18 protein-coding genes are annotated in these 15,933 nt (G+C 71.4%); 12 read left to right on the forward strand and 6 right to left on the reverse strand.

What is annotated here, in order from left to right:
* The first annotated feature begins 197 nt into the window (after positions 1–197).
* Positions 198–1,460, forward strand: a complete 1,263-nt coding sequence (locus tag ACFUN8_RS06090) for an MFS transporter (RefSeq protein ID WP_383632155.1) — start codon at positions 198–200, stop codon at positions 1,458–1,460.
* A gap of 155 nt (positions 1,461–1,615) precedes the next feature.
* Entirely contained in the window at positions 1,616–2,164 is a 549-nt protein-coding gene (locus tag ACFUN8_RS06095; RefSeq protein WP_383632158.1) for a TetR/AcrR family transcriptional regulator, read from the forward strand.
* A 54-nt stretch (positions 2,165–2,218) separates the two neighbouring features.
* On the opposite strand, the gene ACFUN8_RS06100 is transcribed toward ACFUN8_RS06095, so the two are convergent.
* Complete coding sequence (locus ACFUN8_RS06100) at positions 2,219–2,782, reverse strand: TetR/AcrR family transcriptional regulator (protein ID WP_383632161.1); 564 nt, start codon at positions 2,780–2,782, stop codon at positions 2,219–2,221.
* A 105-nt stretch (positions 2,783–2,887) separates the two neighbouring features.
* Between ACFUN8_RS06100 and ACFUN8_RS06105 the strand changes: the two genes are divergently transcribed.
* Entirely contained in the window at positions 2,888–3,796 is a 909-nt protein-coding gene (locus ACFUN8_RS06105) for an NmrA/HSCARG family protein (protein ID WP_383632164.1), read from the forward strand.
* Between the two features lie 30 nt (positions 3,797–3,826).
* On the opposite strand, the gene ACFUN8_RS06110 is transcribed toward ACFUN8_RS06105, so the two are convergent.
* On the reverse strand, positions 3,827–4,645 hold the full coding sequence (locus tag ACFUN8_RS06110; RefSeq protein ID WP_383632166.1) for an alpha/beta hydrolase: 819 nt from the start codon (positions 4,643–4,645) through the stop codon (positions 3,827–3,829).
* Positions 4,646–4,784: 139 nt separating this feature from the next.
* Here ACFUN8_RS06110 and ACFUN8_RS06115 point away from each other — a divergent pair, with 139 nt between their 5' ends.
* The 4 genes from ACFUN8_RS06115 (at position 4,785) to ACFUN8_RS06130 (ending at position 6,978) form a co-directional block, all read left to right on the forward strand.
* A complete protein-coding gene (locus ACFUN8_RS06115) occupies positions 4,785–5,582 on the forward strand; it encodes an SAM-dependent methyltransferase (RefSeq protein ID WP_383632168.1) in 798 nt (265 codons plus the stop codon).
* 117 nt (positions 5,583–5,699) lie between these two features.
* The gene (locus ACFUN8_RS06120) at positions 5,700–6,164 is read left to right on the forward strand and encodes a MerR family transcriptional regulator (protein ID WP_383632263.1); all 465 of its coding nucleotides are present in this window, start codon (positions 5,700–5,702) and stop codon (positions 6,162–6,164) included.
* Positions 6,161–6,607, forward strand: coding sequence for an SRPBCC domain-containing protein (locus ACFUN8_RS06125; protein ID WP_383632171.1), 447 nt, complete (start codon positions 6,161–6,163; stop codon positions 6,605–6,607). The genes ACFUN8_RS06120 and ACFUN8_RS06125 overlap by 4 nt, the downstream gene beginning before the upstream one ends.
* Entirely contained in the window at positions 6,604–6,978 is a 375-nt protein-coding gene (locus ACFUN8_RS06130; protein WP_383632174.1) for an ArsR/SmtB family transcription factor, read from the forward strand. Before ACFUN8_RS06125 ends, ACFUN8_RS06130 begins: the two co-directional genes overlap by 4 nt.
* A gap of 210 nt (positions 6,979–7,188) precedes the next feature.
* Here the strand turns inward: ACFUN8_RS06130 and ACFUN8_RS06135 are convergent, their stop codons facing one another.
* Positions 7,189–7,842, reverse strand: coding sequence for a transcriptional regulator (locus ACFUN8_RS06135; RefSeq protein ID WP_383632177.1), 654 nt, complete (start codon positions 7,840–7,842; stop codon positions 7,189–7,191).
* A 135-nt stretch (positions 7,843–7,977) separates the two neighbouring features.
* On the opposite strand from ACFUN8_RS06135, the gene ACFUN8_RS06140 reads away from it, so the two are divergent.
* Together ACFUN8_RS06140 and ACFUN8_RS06145 are read left to right on the forward strand one after the other, a co-directional pair.
* On the forward strand, positions 7,978–8,940 hold the full coding sequence (locus tag ACFUN8_RS06140) for a threo-3-hydroxy-L-aspartate ammonia-lyase (protein ID WP_383632180.1): 963 nt from the start codon (positions 7,978–7,980) through the stop codon (positions 8,938–8,940).
* A gap of 128 nt (positions 8,941–9,068) precedes the next feature.
* Positions 9,069–9,869 (forward strand): GNAT family N-acetyltransferase, encoded by an 801-nt coding sequence (locus tag ACFUN8_RS06145; RefSeq protein ID WP_383632183.1) that lies wholly within the window; start codon positions 9,069–9,071, stop codon positions 9,867–9,869.
* Positions 9,870–9,934: 65 nt separating this feature from the next.
* Here the strand turns inward: ACFUN8_RS06145 and ACFUN8_RS06150 are convergent, their stop codons facing one another.
* The 3 genes from ACFUN8_RS06150 to ACFUN8_RS06160 form a co-directional block, all read right to left on the reverse strand.
* The gene (locus tag ACFUN8_RS06150; protein WP_383632186.1) at positions 9,935–10,795 is read right to left on the reverse strand and encodes an ABC transporter ATP-binding protein; all 861 of its coding nucleotides are present in this window, start codon (positions 10,793–10,795) and stop codon (positions 9,935–9,937) included.
* Positions 10,779–11,834: an ABC transporter substrate-binding protein gene (locus ACFUN8_RS06155; protein WP_383632189.1), complete on the reverse strand. Its 1,056-nt coding sequence runs from the start codon at positions 11,832–11,834 to the stop codon at positions 10,779–10,781. Before ACFUN8_RS06155 ends, ACFUN8_RS06150 begins: the two co-directional genes overlap by 17 nt.
* Positions 11,835–11,929: 95 nt before the next feature.
* Entirely contained in the window at positions 11,930–12,805 is an 876-nt protein-coding gene (locus tag ACFUN8_RS06160; RefSeq protein ID WP_383632192.1) for an ABC transporter permease, read from the reverse strand.
* A 435-nt stretch (positions 12,806–13,240) separates the two neighbouring features.
* Here ACFUN8_RS06160 and ACFUN8_RS06165 point away from each other — a divergent pair, with 435 nt between their 5' ends.
* The 3 genes from ACFUN8_RS06165 (at position 13,241) to ACFUN8_RS06175 (ending at position 15,917) form a co-directional block, all read left to right on the forward strand.
* On the forward strand, positions 13,241–13,636 hold the full coding sequence (locus ACFUN8_RS06165) for a winged helix-turn-helix transcriptional regulator (protein WP_383632195.1): 396 nt from the start codon (positions 13,241–13,243) through the stop codon (positions 13,634–13,636).
* A gap of 437 nt (positions 13,637–14,073) precedes the next feature.
* Complete coding sequence (locus ACFUN8_RS06170) at positions 14,074–15,063, forward strand: 3-hydroxyacyl-CoA dehydrogenase NAD-binding domain-containing protein (RefSeq protein WP_383632198.1); 990 nt, start codon at positions 14,074–14,076, stop codon at positions 15,061–15,063.
* On the forward strand, positions 15,060–15,917 hold the full coding sequence (locus tag ACFUN8_RS06175) for a DUF1684 domain-containing protein (RefSeq protein WP_383632201.1): 858 nt from the start codon (positions 15,060–15,062) through the stop codon (positions 15,915–15,917). The genes ACFUN8_RS06170 and ACFUN8_RS06175 overlap by 4 nt, the downstream gene beginning before the upstream one ends.
* The last annotated feature ends 16 nt before the right edge of the window (positions 15,918–15,933 follow it).

The following is a 15,933-nucleotide window of genomic DNA, read 5'->3' on the forward strand; positions in this document are numbered from 1 at the left end:
CGCCCGGGAGTGTCGTGGTTCCCTCGCGTCCTCGCGTCGCTTCATCGACGTCGCTCCGCAACAGCGGTGGATACACGGCCGATTCCTCGCCGTCCACCCCTGCGGGTCCTGGGGCGGCCGTTGTCGCGTCGCGGTGTGCCGCGGCAGCTCACGGGGAGGAGTGTACGTTCGTACGCTCTGATTGTAGGCTCCCCTCCATGACTGTTGACGTAATGCGCCCGCCTGCCCTGGCAGAACGGCAGGCGCGCACGGCCGTCGCCGTGCTCTTCTTCACCAACGGCGCGTTGTTCGCCAACCTTCTGCCGCGCTTTCCGCAGATCAAGGCGGATCTCGGCATCGGGAACGCCGCCTACGGCCTGGCCGTCGCGGCGTTCCCGACGGGTGCCATCGCGGCCGGCCTGGCGGCCGGGGTGCTCATCCGCCGGTTCGGGTCGGGGCGCGTGGCGGTGGCCGGCACCGTGCTGACAGGCATAGGTGTCCTGGCCGCGGGGCTGTCCGGCTCCGTGGTGCTGTTCGCGACGGCGCTGTTCCTGGCCGGGGCGATGGACGCGATCACCGACGTCGCGCAGAACGCCCACGGCCTGCGTGTGCAGCGTCGATACGGTCGGTCGATCATCAACTCCTTCCACGCCATCTGGTCCATCGGCGCGGTCGTCGGTGGCTCGATGGCCGCCGGCGCCATCGCGCTCGGCCTGTCGCTGGGGCAGCACCTGCTGATCTCGGCGGTGGTGTTCGGGATCGCCGCCTGCGTCGCCCTGCGGTTCTGTCTGACCGGGCCCGACACCGAGCCGGTCGCGGAGGAAGCGGAGGGAGCGAAGGTGGCCGAGGAGGCGGCTGCGGCAGCCGAGACAAGGGAAGAGGCGGACGCCGGAGGCCGAGCGCCAGGGGAGCGTCGGAGGGCGCGCCTGCGCACCCGGTACGTGCTCGCCGCACTCGTCCTCATCGCCGCGGGCGGCGCCCTCGTCGAGGACGCGGGCAGCTCCTGGGCCGCTCTCTACCTCTCCGACTCGCTGCATGCCTCGGGAACCCTCGCGGCCTCCGGCTACATCGCCCTGGTCGGAGCCCAGTTCGTCGGCCGTCTGATCGGCGACAGGCTCGTCGACCGGTTCGGCCAGCGTACGGTCGCGCGCTTCGGCGGGCTCATCGCCGCCGTCGGCATGGGCCTGGCCCTGGCCATGCCCACGGCGACCGGCACGATCCTCGGTTTCGCCACGGCCGGGTTCGGGGTGGCGACCCTGGTGCCCGCGGCGATGCACGAGGCCGATGAGCTGCCCGGTCTCAAGCCCGGATCGGGGCTCACGATCGTCTCCTGGCTCATGCGGCTCGGCTTCCTGCTCTCGCCGCCGATCGTCGGACTCGTCGCGGACACGACCAGCCTTCGGGTGGGCCTGTTGGTGGTGCCCCTCGCCGGGCTGATGGTGATGCTGCTGGCGGGGGTGCTGCGGCCCCGGCGCCGTTGAGCGGCGCCCCCCGGACGGCGACCGAGCGTGTACGTTCGCACGTATGCCGATGGACTGCTTCGGGCGAGGCCCGCGCACACACGTGGAACGCAAGCCCGCCGGGGACCTCCGCGGCGACCCCGCCCGCCCGGTCCACAGCCTCTGAGCGCACCGACATGGCCACCGGACACACCGACCCGCAGCGCCGCGAACGCATCATCGCCGCCACCCTCGACCTCATCGCCGAAGAGGGCCTTCCCCGCGTCTCGCACCGCAAGATCGCGGCGCGAGCCGGCGTGCCGCTGGGCTCGATGACGTACCACTTCAGCGGCATCGACGAACTGCTTCACGAAGCGTTCGGCCGCTTCACCGACCACATCGTCGCGGTCTTCGACACCTACCTCTCCGCCCCGACCGATCGTGACCAGGCAAGACAGGCTGTGGCCGACCTCGTCCACACCCTGTCCGAGGGACCGCAGCGCGAGCTGGTCCTCACCCAGGAGCTGTACACCCTCGCCGCCCGCCGGCCGGAGTACCGGGCACTCACCCACGAGTGGATGCGCCGCAGCCGTATCCACCTGGAAAAGCACTTCGACCCGGACACCGCCCGCCAACTCGACGCGCTCATCGAGGGGTTGGCACTCCACCGCGCCCTGGCCCGCGAACCGCACGACCGCGACCTGACGCTTGAGGCCATCACCCGCATCACCACACGGGCCTCCTGAGCACAGGGGCCTCCTCCTACGCCGGCCGGGCACCGTCAGTACGACAGCGGGCTCTCACCCCCGCGGGCTGACCCCCGCCACGGTCAGGCCGAGCAGCCGGTGCGCCTCGGCGGTGGGATCCGGGTGGTGTTCCGTGGCCAGGGCGATGCCCGTGACCAGCGTGACCAGGTCGGAGACGGTCACGCCCGGCGCCACCGCGCCGGCCCGCGCGGCGTGCTCCAGCAACGGTTCGACCGCCCCGCCGAGCTTCGCGGAGCAGGCGTTCGCGTGATCCGGGTCGTCCGGCCTCCCGTCCTGGACCAGCGCGTCGGCCAGGCCCCGTGCGGAGGCGGCGTACGTGGTGAGCGCGCCCAGCCACTCCAGCAGCGCGGCCCGTGGGTCGGCCGACCCCGTCAGTTCGCGCGCACGGGTGCACAGGGCCTCGATCCGCTCGCTGAACACCGCGTTCAGCAGCGCGGCGCGGCTGGGGAAGTGCCGCCGCACGGTGGCCGAGCCGACGCCCGCGGTGCGGGCGATCTGCTCCAAGGAGGCGTCGACGCCGTGCGCGGCGACCTCCTCCTCGGCCACGGCGAGAATCCGCGCGTAGTTACGACGGGCGTCCGCGCGCTGGACGGTCATGGCGTGATCTCCGAGCTTGCTAAGTGGCGGGGTCCTCCGTATCGTACCGAAAACTAAGTGGCGGGCCTCGCCACTTAGCTGTTGGCCATTATTCGAGGAACACCCATGACTACAGATTCCGCACCCGTCCTGGTCGTCGGCGCCACCGGTCTGCAGGGCGGGGCCACCGCCCGCGCCCTGCTGGCCTCGGGCGTTCCGGTCCGGGCGCTGGTCCGCGACCCGGCGACCGACCGGGCGAAGGCCGTCGAAGCGCTCGGCGCCGAACTGGTCACCGGCGACCTGGACGACCGTGACTCGCTGACGCGGGCCGCCGAGGGCGCCCGCGCCGTCTTCTCGGTCCAGATGCCCGACGTGAACGGACGCGCCTTCGAGGGCGAGGTCGACCAGGCCGTCAATCTGATCGAGGGCGCGCGGGCCGCGGGAGTGCCGCAGTTCGTGCACACCTCCGTCTCCGGCGCCGGCCTGCACACCGGCTGGGTCAGGGGCGACTGGGCCTGGATGGAGCCGTACTACGCCGCGAAGGCCGGGATCCAGGACCGGGTGCGTGCGGCGGGCTTCACGCACTGGACGCTCATCAAGCCGGGCTTCTTCATGGAGAACTTCCGCCCCTCCGTGGAAATTCTGTTTCCCCGTGGTGTCGAGGGCGGCCTGGTGACCCTCCTCAAGCCCACCACCCGGCTGTCCCTCGTCGCGGTCGACGACATCGGCAAGGCGGCCGCCGCGGCCATCGCCGATCCGGAGCGGTTCGACGGGGTCGAACTGGAGCTGGCGAGCGACTACTTGACGATGACGGACATCGCCGAGGTCCTCTCCCGCACTCTGGGCGCCGAGTTGACCGCGCCCGACCTGACAAAGGAGGAGGCGACCGCCGCGGGTATGCCCGACATGGGCTTCGGGCAGTCGCACATCAACGAGTACCCGCAGCCCGCCCGCCCCGAATTCGCGCAGGCTCTCGGTATCCCGCTCACGACCTTCGAGGAATGGGCGCGGACATACCTGCGGCCCACGGCCTGACCTCGCCCGGGGCCCGATACGGCCCGACGATCACACCCGTCGGGACGCCGATCCCGACGCCGATCCCGACGCCGATCCCGACGCCGATCGCGACGCGGATCCCGACGCCGGAACCGCCGCGGCCGCGATTATCGCCGCGGTGTCCCCGCCCGCGCGAACAGCGTGCTCGGCGGTCGAAGGAACACAGCGTCCGAGCACCGGGTCGAACTCCGACATGATGACCCCGGCGTGATCCGTGGCGAGTTCCCGCAAGGTCACCGGCCACCGCCTCGCGCGCAGGGCGACGTCGAAATCACGCGAGTGACCGCCGTCGAGTACGGAGTCGGCCGTGCCGTGCACCAGCGTGACCGGGACGGCATCGGCGCCAGCCGGGGTGAGGTCGTCCAGCGGGGTGGTGCCGGTGGAGCGGGCGGGCAGGTCGTAGCGGCCCGCGATACCGACGGCGGCCGCGAGTCGCACACCCTCGGCCAGAGCCGGTCGCAGTGCGAAGGCCACGGCGGCTCCGGCTCCGGCCGACCAGCCGGCGAGTACGACGCGCTCCCCGTCGCCGCCGAATTCGACGGCGTGGTCGCGGACGTACCGCAGCGATGCCATGAGGTGCGACCGGCCGCCGTCGGGCGCGTCCGAGCGCCAGTCGGGGACGAAGACCGGCACGCCGTGGGACGCGATCTCACGGGCCAGCGTCGCGAGAACATCCTTCTCGTCCGGGCCGATGCCGTGCCACAGCAGCACACTCGGGCCCACCGGCCCGGCCGCCGCGGGGCGGTAGGCATCCAGGCGCCGGGGCGGCTGCGCACCGTCCCCGGGCAGGTAGGTCAGATCGCGTATCCCGGTCTCGGTGTGGGACATGTGCCTTCCGATGATGAGGAGGAACTACCTTCGCACGCCGCGAAGTTGATGTGGGAAGCTGGCGGCACTCGTTCGAAGGTGGAAGATCCGGAGCGGTCGCCGCAAGCGGCGAGCAGCGAGCAGTGAGGAGCGCAGCAGCGTGGGACAGAACGCCTTCCGTGCCGAGCGGATCGACACCAGCAGGCCCCATCCTGCCCGGATCTACGACTACTTGCTGGACGGCAAGGACAACTACGAGGTCGACCAGCGGGCCGGCGACGAACTGGCCGCCGCGGCGCCCGAGGTGCGGATCGGCGTGCGGGCCAACCGTGCCTTCCTGCAGCGCGCCGTACGGTACGTGGTCGGCAGCGGCGTCCGGCAGATACTCGACGTGGGCACCGGGCTGCCCACCTCGCCGAACGTGCACGAGACCGCCCAGGAAGTGGCGCCGGACGTGCGCATCGCGTACGTCGACAACGACCCCATCGTGAACGCGCACGCCAACGCGCTGCTCAGCCGCTCCGGCGAGACCAGCATCGTGCTCGCCGACCTGCGCGACCCCCGGGCCGTCCTGGACCACCCCGACGTCCGCCGGGTCATCGACTTCGACGAGCCGGTCGCCCTGCTCCTCGTCGCCATACTCCACTTCGTCACCGACGCGGAGAAGCCCGAGCAGATCGTCGCGACTCTGCGCGACGCGCTCCCGGCCGGCAGTTTCCTGGTGCTCTCGCACGCCACGGGTGACTTCGCCGATCGCAGCGATGCCCAGGCCGTCTACGCCAAGGCCACGGCGACGCTGAACCTCCGTTCCCGCGCCAGGGTCGAGCGGTTCTTCGACGGCTTCGACCTGATCGAGCCCGGCCTGGCCCAGGTCCCCTTCTGGCGTCCGGACGCTCCGCCGCCGGCGGGTTCCGAGACGATCGGCTTCTTCGGCGGCGTGGCACGCAAGACCGGGTGAACGACCCTCCGTAGAAGGCGGGTCGAGCCGTGGGCTTGACCTTCACGTGGGCGGCAAGGTTTGCGCTCCCCCTGAACGGCCACGTCCAGGCCACGGCCGGGAGGGAGTGCCACGCGCATCGGGGAACTCGCCCACGCCACCGGCACCACCACCCGGGCGCCGCGTTACTACGAGGAGCAGGGCCTGCTCCGCCCCGTGCGCGCCGCCAACGGCTGTCGCGCGTACGGAGACGACGCGGTCCGCGTCGTCGAGAACATCCGGCCGCTTCTCGTGGCCGGACTCACCACCGAGGACCTGCTCCTCATCGACGGCTGCCTGCGCGACGAACTCGTCGGCGAACACGCCTGCGCCGACTCCACACCCAAGGCCGAGCTGTTCGAGCAGCGTCTCGCCTTGATCCAGCGCCGTATCAATGACCTCGCGGGAGTCCGGGACCAACTCCGCGACCGGCTGGCTGAGGTCACGTCGCCACGAGAGCGACATGCAACCTGTGGGTTGCACCTGGGGTGGGCCATGTGCAACTCTGGGGTTGCACGGTCGCATGTTGCGTCCAATGGCGGCGATGAAGGAGTTTCCCCATGAGCGAGAACCGAATCGAACGCGAGATCACCATCGAAGCCTCCCTGGAAAGGGTCTGGTCACTGGTGTCCGAACCGGGTTTCTGGGTGACCGACGAGGCGAATCTGACCGGAGCCGTGGCGAAGGAGGGCGAGGTGAGCGTGGCGCGGAGCGCCGAGTACGGGGACTTCCCGGTGCGGGTGGTGAAGGTCGAGCCGCCGACGTACCTCGCGTACCGCTGGGCCAGCGCGTTCCCCGGGCAGGAACTGCGCGAGAACAACAGCACGCTCGTGGAGTTCACGCTGACCCGCGAAGGTGACACGACACGGCTCCGCGTCGTCGAGAGCGGATTCGAGGTGCTGGCCGGGTCCGAGGAACTGCGCAGCCAGGCGGTGAAGGACAACACCGGCGGCTGGCCGCAGGTGCTCGACGCGTTCAAGAAGCGCGCCGAACAGCCGTCCGCGTGACGGACGAACCTCGCGGCCTGGACGCGGTGGTCGACAGCGTCTTCGTCGCCCTGGCGGACCCCACGCGACGCAAGCTGCTCGACCTGCTGGCCGCCGGGGGAGAGGTCACCGCGACGACCCTCGCCGACGGCCTGCCCGTGTCACGGCAGGCGGTGGTCAAGCATCTGGCCGTCCTGGACGCCGCCGGACTGGTCTCCGGCCGCCGGGTCGGCCGCGAGGTGCGCTACGCGGTGCGGCCGGCGGTGCTGGACGCGACGGCGCGCTGGATGGCCACGCTGGCCGCCGACTGGGACCGGCGGCTGGCGAACATCAAGCGCATCGCGGAGGCGGCGGAACGGGAATCCCCCGCAGATCCGCCGGACGGGGCCTGAGTCCTGTTCGCAAAGTCACGCCCGGCCCGCGACGCCTGGACGGCGCCTCTCGCCCGTGGGCCCCGGGGGGCCACGGGAGGTGGCCCCCCGCCTGGTCGGAATCGTGCGAGTGCGCCCAGTGCGAGGCCGATCCTCCGCCTTGCGATGCACCGCACCAACGAGACATCAGCGGCTCCCTACGGGCGGGCGGCGCTACCTTGCGAACACGCCCTAAGCCCTGTCCGGTGTCGCGTCGCGGCACGCGGCGAGGTCCGCGTACAGGCCCGATCGGGACACCCCCAGCCGTTCCGCGACGCGGGGCACCGCGTTGCGCATCTTGAACACGCCGCGCCGGTCGAGGGCTTGGACCAGGCCGAGCCGTTCGGTGCGGGTGAGCGCGTCGAACGGCTTGCCCCGGGCCAGTTGTTCGGTGCGTACGACGGCGTCGACGACCTCTTCGAAGTCGTTGGTGAAGGTGGTGGCCGGAAGCTCCACCGGCGCCGTGCCGGCGAGCGCGGACAGGACGTCGGCCGCGTCGCGCAGAGCTGTCACGTCGATGTTGACGCACAAGGCGCCGAGCACCTGGCCGTTCCCGTCGCGCAGCGGCATCGTCGACGACTTGAGGACACGGCCGTCCGGCCCGCGCGACAGGTAGTTCAGATCGTTCGTCGCGTCTTCGCCCTGGGCGAGCACGGAGAGCCCGATCTCGCTCAGTGCCCCGCCGACCCGGCGCCCGGTCACCTGCCCGGCGACCGCCACCACCGACTGATCACCCTGACGGTAGTCGTGCAGGACGACCTCGCACGACGGGCCGAAGGTGGCAGCCAGGCCGTCGACGACCGGCATCAGCGCGGCCAGGATCGCGTCGGCCGATGTATCGGACACCTGACACCTCTTCTCTTTCCGGGGGTGATCCCCGGGCCGCGGCGGCGATGCGGCATTCTGGACTCAAAGTCTAGGGCATGGACGTATAGTCCAGAGTCATGTCCGGTCGATCCGGCCCAGGAAGGGAAGCAGCAGATGCCTCAGTCGCCGACCTACGAGGACGTCCAGGGCGCCGCCGCGCGTATCGCGTCGTACGCCCATCGCACCCCGGTGCTGCGCTCACGTCTCATCGACGAGCGGCTCGGTGTCCAGGTGGTGTTCAAGTGCGAGAACTTCCAGCGCATGGGTGCCTTCAAGTTCCGCGGCGCGTTCAACGCGCTGTCGCGGTTCACTCCCGACCAGCGCCGTGCCGGGGTGGTCGCCTACTCCTCGGGCAACCACGCCCAGGCGGTCGCGCTGTCCGCCCGGCTGCTCGACATGCCGGCCACGATCGTGATGCCGCACGACGCGCCCGCCGCGAAGGTGGCCGCGACCAAGGGGTACGGCGGGCAGGTCGTCGCGTACGACCGCTACACCGAGGACCGGGAGGAGATCGGCCGCGCGCTGGCGGCCGAACGAGGTCTGACGCTGATCCCGCCGTACGACCACCCGCATGTGATCGCGGGCCAGGGCACCGCGGCGAAGGAACTGTTCGAAGAGGTCGGCGACCTGGAGGCCCTGTTCGTTCCCCTCGGCGGTGGCGGTCTGCTGTCCGGTTCGGCTCTGTCGGCCAAGGCCCTGTCGCCGAACTGCCGGGTGTACGGCGTCGAACCGGCGGTCGGCGACAAGGGCGCGCGGTCCGTCCGGCAGGGCTCCGTCGTCCATATCGACACCCCGAAGACCATCGCCGACGGTGCGCAGAACCAGCATCTGGGCGCCTACACGTTCGACATCATCCGCCGTGACGTCACCGACTTCCACGCCGTCGAGGACGCCGAACTCGTCGAAGCCATGCGGGCCTTCGCGACCTTCATGAAGATCGTGGTCGAGCCCACCGGATGCCTCGGCTTCGCCGCCGTCCGCGGCCTGGCCACCCGACTGCGCGGGCAACGGGTCGGCGTGATCATCAGCGGCGGCAACATCGACCTCGGCCGCTACGCGTCACTGCTGACCTCCTGACCTCCTGACCGGCGCGACCGTACGACCGCCGGAACCATCGTGAACAGGGGTCGTTGTCCAGTTGGGTAGGTCCTACGTACGCGACAGACCCGACAGACATGACGGACGCGACACGTTGAGGGGTCTCAGTGGCCGGTCTTGCGGACTCGATCGAATCGATGCGGCAACTCGCCACGGTCTGGCGCGCCATGGTGCTCGACCGTGACGCGGACGCGGATGTACGAGACCTTCCCGGCCTCGCCGTGCGTTGGGCGGACTGCCGGTTCCCCTTCTGGAACTGCGTCACGCTGACCGATGTCGGCGCGGACACCGCGCTTGTCGAACAACGGCTGCGACAGGCGGCGGACATCATGCGCTCGAAGCGGCGTCCGGGCTTTCTGTGGGTCTTCGACGATCTCCTCGACGACGGGGCACGCGCGGCGCTGGAGACGGTGGCGGGACAGGCGCTCCTCGAACACGCCTTCCCCGGCACGGGCATGGCCGGAGACCTGCTCCCCATTCCCGAACCGGACCACCCCGACCTGGAGTTCGTGCGCGTGCGCACCGACGAGCAGTTGCTGGCCTACGCGGACCTCAACTCGCGCGCGTACGGCTTCACCCCGGAGGACGGCCGCGACGGACTGGCCGGCTCCGCGCTGTGGAAGAACGAGGTGTACGCCTACCTGGGCATGCGGGACGGGACTCCGGTGACCTGCGCCGGGACGGTGGAGGCGGACGGCCGCCTCTTCGTCGTACTCGTCGCCACGGACCCGGAGTGGGAGCGCAGAGGCTACGGCGAGGCGGTGACACGCAAGGCGCTGTACGAGGGGGCCCGGGCCACCGGACTGACCCGGGCGACCCTGCACGCGACAGTCGCCGGGTCGCCCGTGTACCCGCGTATCGGCTTCGTGCCGAACTCACCGATGCGCTTCTACAGCTTGAAGGGCTGACCCGGGCCGATCCGGTCCGATCCGGGCTGCCCCCTGACCCGCCGGTCCTGGGGAGGGGGGCGGGGTCAGCGGGCCGCGTCCCGTACCGCGGCGCCGATCTCCGCGCGCAGCGCGGCGTACTCGGGCAGACCCCGCAGCTCGTCCGGGTCGTCGGCGCTCCCGTTACGGGGCAGGGCGATGGGGGCGTCCAGCGCCACGGTCCCCGGACGGGCGGTCAGAACGACCGCCCGGGTGCCGAGGAAGACAGCCTCGTCCACACTGTGCGTCACGAAGACCGACGTGGTCCCCGTCTCGGCGCTCACCGTGCGCAGGTCCTCCTGGAGGCGCTCGCGGGTGAGCGCGTCCAGCGCCGCGAACGGCTCGTCCAGCAGCAGCAGATCCTTGCCGCCGGCCAGGGCCCTGGCGATCGCCACCCGCTGCTGCTGGCCGCCCGATATCTGCCAGGTCCTGCGGCGCGCGGTGCCGGCCAGCCCCACCCGTTCCAGCAACTCCTCGACGCGTGCGGGGCGTTCGGCCCGGGGGACCCCGGCGTAGCGCAGGGCCAGGGAGATGTTGTCCCCGACCGTGTGCCAGGGGAACAGCCGTGGCTGCTGGAAGACGACTCCCGCCTGACGCCCCGGCTCCGGCGGCCGGCCGTGTACGGCGACCTCGCCCGACGAGGCCTGTTCGAAGCCGGCGATCAGCCGGAGCAGCGTGGTCTTCCCGCACCCGGACGGGCCGACGAGTACCAGGAACTCGCCGGCCGGGATGTCCAGGGACAGCGGGCCGAGCGCGGAGACGGCGTCGGCGCCGCGCCCGTACCGGTGATGGACATCGCGTACGGTCACGGCGGGCGGCGTGACGGCCGCCGTGGCGTCCTCCGGAGAGCCGGCCGCCCCGTCGTGCTGCCGGACCGCGCCGGCGGGGTGCTCATTCGGTGACGGCATCGCTGAGCCCTTCCACGTACACGGCCTTCTCCAGCTCCGACAGCTCCGGGGCGGCCGGAATCTGCTTCTGTCCGGCCAGGAACTCCGCCGCGCTCCGCAGGTTCTGGGCCAGCCCGCCGACCTGGCCCGGCCGGCCGAGCCACTTGGCGTCGGCCTGTTCGGCCGGCTTGAGGAAGATCCCCTGCTTGAGCTGGGCGGCGGCGTCCTCGGAGTTGATACCGAGCTGCTTGCCGACGGCCTCGGCGGCGGCCGACGGATCGTCATGGATCACATTCAGCGCCTGTGCCTGGGCCTTGCGCCAGGCGGTGATCACCTCGGGCTGCGCCTTGATGAAGCTGGTCGACGCCACCCCGAGGTCGAGCGTGGGCTTGTCGGCCGCGGCCAGTTCACGGCTGGTGATGAGGGTCTTCCCGCTCTTCCCGAGTTCGTCGAGCGTGGGGAGCCAGACGTAGGCCGCGTCGATGTCGCCGCGCGACCAGGCGGCGACGATGTCCTGCGGTTCGAGGTCGAGCAGCTTGACCTTCGAGGCGTCCACGCCCGCGCCGTCGAGTGCGGCGAGCAGGCTGTAGTGCGAGGTTGAGCTGAACGGTGTCGCGACCTTGCGGCCCGCTAGATCCTTGACGTCCTTGATGCCCGAACCGTCACGGGCGACGAGCGCCTCGTTGTCGCCCGCGACATCCAGCACCCAGGTGACCTGGTACGGAATGTTCAGCGGCTCGGACAGACCGCGTGCCACCGGGCTGGAACCGATCGCGGCCAGATCCACCGAGCCCGAGACGAAAGCGGTGTTGATGGTCGCGCCGGAGTCGAACTTGATCCACTTGATGGTGTGGTCGGGCAGCGCCTTCTCCAGCCAGCCGTTCTCCTTCACGATCAAGTCGCCGCTGGGGAACGCCTGGTAGGCGATCCGGATCGTCTTGCCGCCGCCCTCGGAATCACTGCCCCCGGCGTCGCCGGTACTGCAGGCGGTGACGGCGATCAGCGCTCCCAGGGCCGCGACGAGCGTGGTGGTGCGGCGCGGACCGCGTGTTGCGGGCATGGCGTAGTCCTTCATTCGGCGGGCGGTGAGTACAGAGGTGCAACGGGGAGGCGTACGGCGGGGGTGGCCGGTACGGCGGGGGAGGGCGCGCGGCGTCAGGACAGTCGGCGCCAGGGCGCGAGCCGGTTCTCCGCGCTCCGTAGCAGGCCGTCGATCAGCAGGCCCGAGACGCCGATCGCGAAGAGGCCGAGGATCACCACGTCGGACTGGTTGTAGCGCTGGGCGTCGCGGATCATCCCGCCGATGCCCGGCAGCCCGTTGACGGTCTCGGCGGCGACGACGGAGGAGTACGCGATCCCGAACGCCAGCCGTACGCCGACCAGGATCTCCGGCAGCGCCGACGGCAGGACGACGGAGGCGACCACCTGCGAGCGGCGTGCCCCGATGGCCCGCGCGGCCTCCACCAGCGAGGCGGGCGCGGAGGCGACGGCGGACGCGGTGGCCACGGCCACGGGCGGCATGGCGGCGATCGCCAGCAGCCACAGTTTGGGCGCCTCGTCGATGCCGAACCAGATGATCAGCAGGCTGAAGTAGGCGAGCGGCGGCAGGGTACGGAGAAAGGCGACCGCCGGTTCGAACACGACCCGCACCCACGGCAGCGTGCCCATCAGCACCCCGGCCACGAGCCCGGCCAGAACGCCGGCGCCCGCTCCGATCCCGATCCGGCGCAGGCTGATGCCCACATGCTCGATCAGGGTGTGGCCCTGGTAGCCGCGTACGCCGTCGTGGGTGCCGGACGTCGTGACGAGCGCGTCCCAGACCGCCGAGGGCGGTGGTACGAGCAACGGTGACCACAACCGCAGGGCGGTCACGAGCTGCCAGAGGGCCAGCAGGACGGCCAAGGCGATCAGCCGGAGCCCCACCCTGCGCAGCCGCGCGGTCCTCTCCGACGAGCGGCGCGGCGCGGGGGCGGTCTCGGTGGAGAGCGCCGGGCCCGACGGCTCTTTCGCCGTGGCGGTGGATGTGGTCATGGCGGACTCCGTCGAAAGGGCGCGGCCAGGCGGACGATCGCGTCCGGGAGGGGGGACAAGGAGACGGGCAGGCCCTCCCGCCGGGCGCGAACGGCGCCTGCGGGAAAGGGAGTTGCCACCGAGAAGATGCGGGATGTGCGAGGTGCGGGGTCGGCACGCCGTACACGGAGGGATTCAGCCCGTGCCGACGCGCGGACAGGGCCGCACGATTCGGGAAGCGCTCAGCGCCGCCGGGCCAGGCTCAACAGGAGCAGCTGGTCACACGGCAGAGATCGATGTGGAGACACTCCACGAGATACTGATCGCTGGTCACGGCAGGATTTCTAGCACAGCGCCATGGCCGGTACCAGAGGGTGTCCGCGACCTGGTACGGAACGGGGCGAGCGTGCAAGATAACTGAGACCCCGTCAGCCGGTCGGCGGTTAAGCTCGCTTCATGGCCGTAGAGAAACCCACGACGTCCCGACTTCCCGACGGCGCGGGCGACGCGTTCCGGGAGGACTGCCCGGGGCGTACCGTGCTCGACCATGTGACCAGCCGCTGGGGCGTGTTGATCCTCGCCTCGCTGCGCGAGAGGCCGCTGCGGTTCTACGAGGTGCGGGACCGGATCGGTGGGATCAGCGAGAAGATGCTCTCGCAGAACCTGCGGATCCTGGGCCGTGACGGGCTGGTCGCCCGTGAGGTGGAGCCCGCGCTGCCGCCCAAGGTCAGTTACTCCCTGACACCCCTGGGCCAGGAGCTGGCTCATCCGCTCCAGAGCCTGATCGACTGGATCTCGGCCCGCACGCCCGCGATCGTCGAGGCACAGCGCGCCCACGACACGGCTTCCTGACCGGACAGCCCTCCTAGGGCCTGTCGTTCTCCCACCCCGGTGAGCCTCCGAGGTTGTCCGACTCGGGCGTGCGGTCCGGGGGCTCGGGGTCGAGACCCAGCAGCCCGCACAGGACTGCGGGATCATGGCCGCCCAGCAGAGCCCCCGCGAGCCGCAGGGCGAGGTCCGGACGACCTACCGGGTGTGCCTGCGCCCCGGGGGCGCGTCTCGTCGCCGTCCGCCGTGTCCGGTCTCCTCGCATGGCCAACTCCCGTCCCGTCGTCCGCTCCTGGCGCGCACGGCAGGACACCGTGCACCGCCGAGCCTGGCCCCCGGTGCTGGAGCGCCGGTCGAATCCGCCTCCAGCGGCTCTCTTCCACCCACACTTGAGCCGCTTTCGAGTCCGCCTCCCGATGCTCTGTCCGACCGGCAGGTCCTCAGTGAGGCGGGAGCAGAGAATGAGCACGCAGAAACCCCCGACGGCGGCGGTGATCGGCACCGGCACGATCGCGCTGGGCTGGATCGCCCTGTTCGCCGCCCGCGGCCTTCGGGTGCGGGTCAGCAGCACCCGCCCCGACGCGGCGGAGTACGTCACCGAGGCGCTCCCGGGATACGCGGCCACCCTGCCCGACGGGGCGCTGGACCCCGCGACGCTGCTCGACAGGATCAGCTTCGTGGCCGACCTACGGGACGCGGTGGCCGATGCCGACCTGGTTCAGGAGAACGCGCCCGAGGATCTCGCGCTGAAACAGAAACTGTTCGCACGCGTGGCCGACGCCGCGCCGCCCGGAGCGCTCCTCCTGTCGTCCACCTCGACGCTCCTGCCCGACCAACTGGGTGCCGAACTGGCCGAGCCGGGCCGGGTCGTCGTCGGTCACCCCTTCAACCCGCCGCACATCGTGCCGCTCGTCGAAGTCGTCGGCGCCCGCGGGGCCGACCCGGCGCTCGTGGCCCGCGCCGTCGACTTCTACCGGGGCCTCGGCAAGCACCCCGTGGTACTGCGCCGCGCACTGCCCGGGTTCGTCGCCAACCGCCTTCAGACGGCTCTGCTGCGCGAAGCGATCCACCTCGTCCGCGAAGGCGTCGTCACCGTGGGCGAGTTGGACACGGTGGTCACCTCGTCCATCGGCCAGCGCTGGGCGGTCGTCGGCCCCTTCGAGGCGTTCCACCTGGGTGGTGGCCCCGGCGGGCTGCGCCACTGGTTCGCGCATCTGGGCGCGGGACTCGAACGGGGCTGGGAGTCGCTGGGGCGGCCCCCGGCCGACGAGGAGACCGTCGAGACGATCCTGGCGCAGGCCGACCTGAGCTTCGCCCGCCGCCCCTACCCGGAACTGGCCGCCCGCCGCGACCGACGCCAGAACGCGGTCATCGCCGCTCTGCGCACCGAGGACCCCGCCGCACCCGCTCCCGACTCCGCCCGTACGTCCCCGGCCGTGAGCCAGGCGTGAGCGAGCGACTCAGCACCCACGCACCCGCCCAGGACGCCTTCCTCGCCTCCTGGGAGCAGTGGCGCGCCGCCCGGCTCGACCAACTGCGCGAGCCGTACGGCATCCTGTCGCCCATCGGACTGCACTGGCTCGGCACCCAGCCCCAGAGCCATCCCGAGGTACCGGGGGTGTGGTGGGTGGCGGCCGGTGGAGTCCGGGTACGCGCCACCGCCGCCGAGGCTCTTCGGGTGGACGGTGTCCTGGTCGACGGCGAGGTGGCGGTACGCGACGAGGGCGTCGTGCCCCCGCCCGGCGGCGCCGTCCAGGTGGCCAGCGGTGAACTGCGCGTCGACGTGCTCGCCTTCCCCGACGCCGGGGGACAGGAGACACGCTGGGCGCTGCGGCCCCGTTCTCCCCGCTCCCCGGCACTGCGCCGCTTCCGTGACGTACCGGCCCTGCCGCCGCGTCCCGAGTGGGTCACGCGCGCCGTCTTCGCCTCCTACCCCCAGCCCCGGCGCCAGGTCCTGGCCACCGCCCTGGACACCGTACGCAGGGAGTTCCTCATCCCGGGCCGGCTGGTCTTCCGGCTGGCCGGCCGCGAACTGGCCCTGGAGCCCTACGGCGGCCGGGAGGACCTGCTCAACATCCCCTTCCGGGATCTGACGAGCGGCGCCACGACCTACGGGGCGGCCCGTGTCCTGTACGCACGCAGGCCCACGGGCCCGTTGCGCGACGGACAGGAGGTCGTCCTCGACTTCAACCGCGCCATCAACCCGCCCTGCGCCTTCACCCCGTACGCCTCCTGCGCCCTGCCGCCCACGGGCAACACCCTGCCGGTCGCGGTGGAGGCGGGCGAACTCACCCCTGTGCTCTGACTGTTGGCGGCTCCGG

This window comes from Streptomyces sp. NPDC057307, from assembly GCF_042667665.1.
Lineage (GTDB): Bacteria > Actinomycetota > Actinomycetes > Streptomycetales > Streptomycetaceae > Streptomyces.

Bases quoted from the DNA above. Each gene is read 5' to 3' on its own strand.
- ACFUN8_RS06125 (WP_383632171.1), top strand. From the start codon at position 6,161: ATGAGCGAGAACCGAATCGAACGCGAGATCACCATCGAAGCCTCCCTG.
- ACFUN8_RS06100 (WP_383632161.1), bottom strand. From the start codon at position 2,782: ATGACCGTCCAGCGCGCGGACGCCCGTCGTAACTACGCGCGGATTCTC.
- ACFUN8_RS06110 (WP_383632166.1), bottom strand. From the start codon at position 4,645: ATGTCCCACACCGAGACCGGGATACGCGATCTGACCTACCTGCCCGGG.
- ACFUN8_RS06155 (WP_383632189.1), bottom strand. From the start codon at position 11,834: ATGCCCGCAACACGCGGTCCGCGCCGCACCACCACGCTCGTCGCGGCC.
- ACFUN8_RS06105 (WP_383632164.1), top strand. From the start codon at position 2,888: ATGACTACAGATTCCGCACCCGTCCTGGTCGTCGGCGCCACCGGTCTG.
- ACFUN8_RS06140 (WP_383632180.1), top strand. From the start codon at position 7,978: ATGCCTCAGTCGCCGACCTACGAGGACGTCCAGGGCGCCGCCGCGCGT.
- ACFUN8_RS06090 (WP_383632155.1), top strand. From the start codon at position 198: ATGACTGTTGACGTAATGCGCCCGCCTGCCCTGGCAGAACGGCAGGCG.
- ACFUN8_RS06160 (WP_383632192.1), bottom strand. From the start codon at position 12,805: ATGACCACATCCACCGCCACGGCGAAAGAGCCGTCGGGCCCGGCGCTC.
- ACFUN8_RS06150 (WP_383632186.1), bottom strand. From the start codon at position 10,795: ATGCCGTCACCGAATGAGCACCCCGCCGGCGCGGTCCGGCAGCACGAC.
- ACFUN8_RS06170 (WP_383632198.1), top strand. From the start codon at position 14,074: ATGAGCACGCAGAAACCCCCGACGGCGGCGGTGATCGGCACCGGCACG.
- ACFUN8_RS06095 (WP_383632158.1), top strand. From the start codon at position 1,616: ATGGCCACCGGACACACCGACCCGCAGCGCCGCGAACGCATCATCGCC.
- ACFUN8_RS06165 (WP_383632195.1), top strand. From the start codon at position 13,241: ATGGCCGTAGAGAAACCCACGACGTCCCGACTTCCCGACGGCGCGGGC.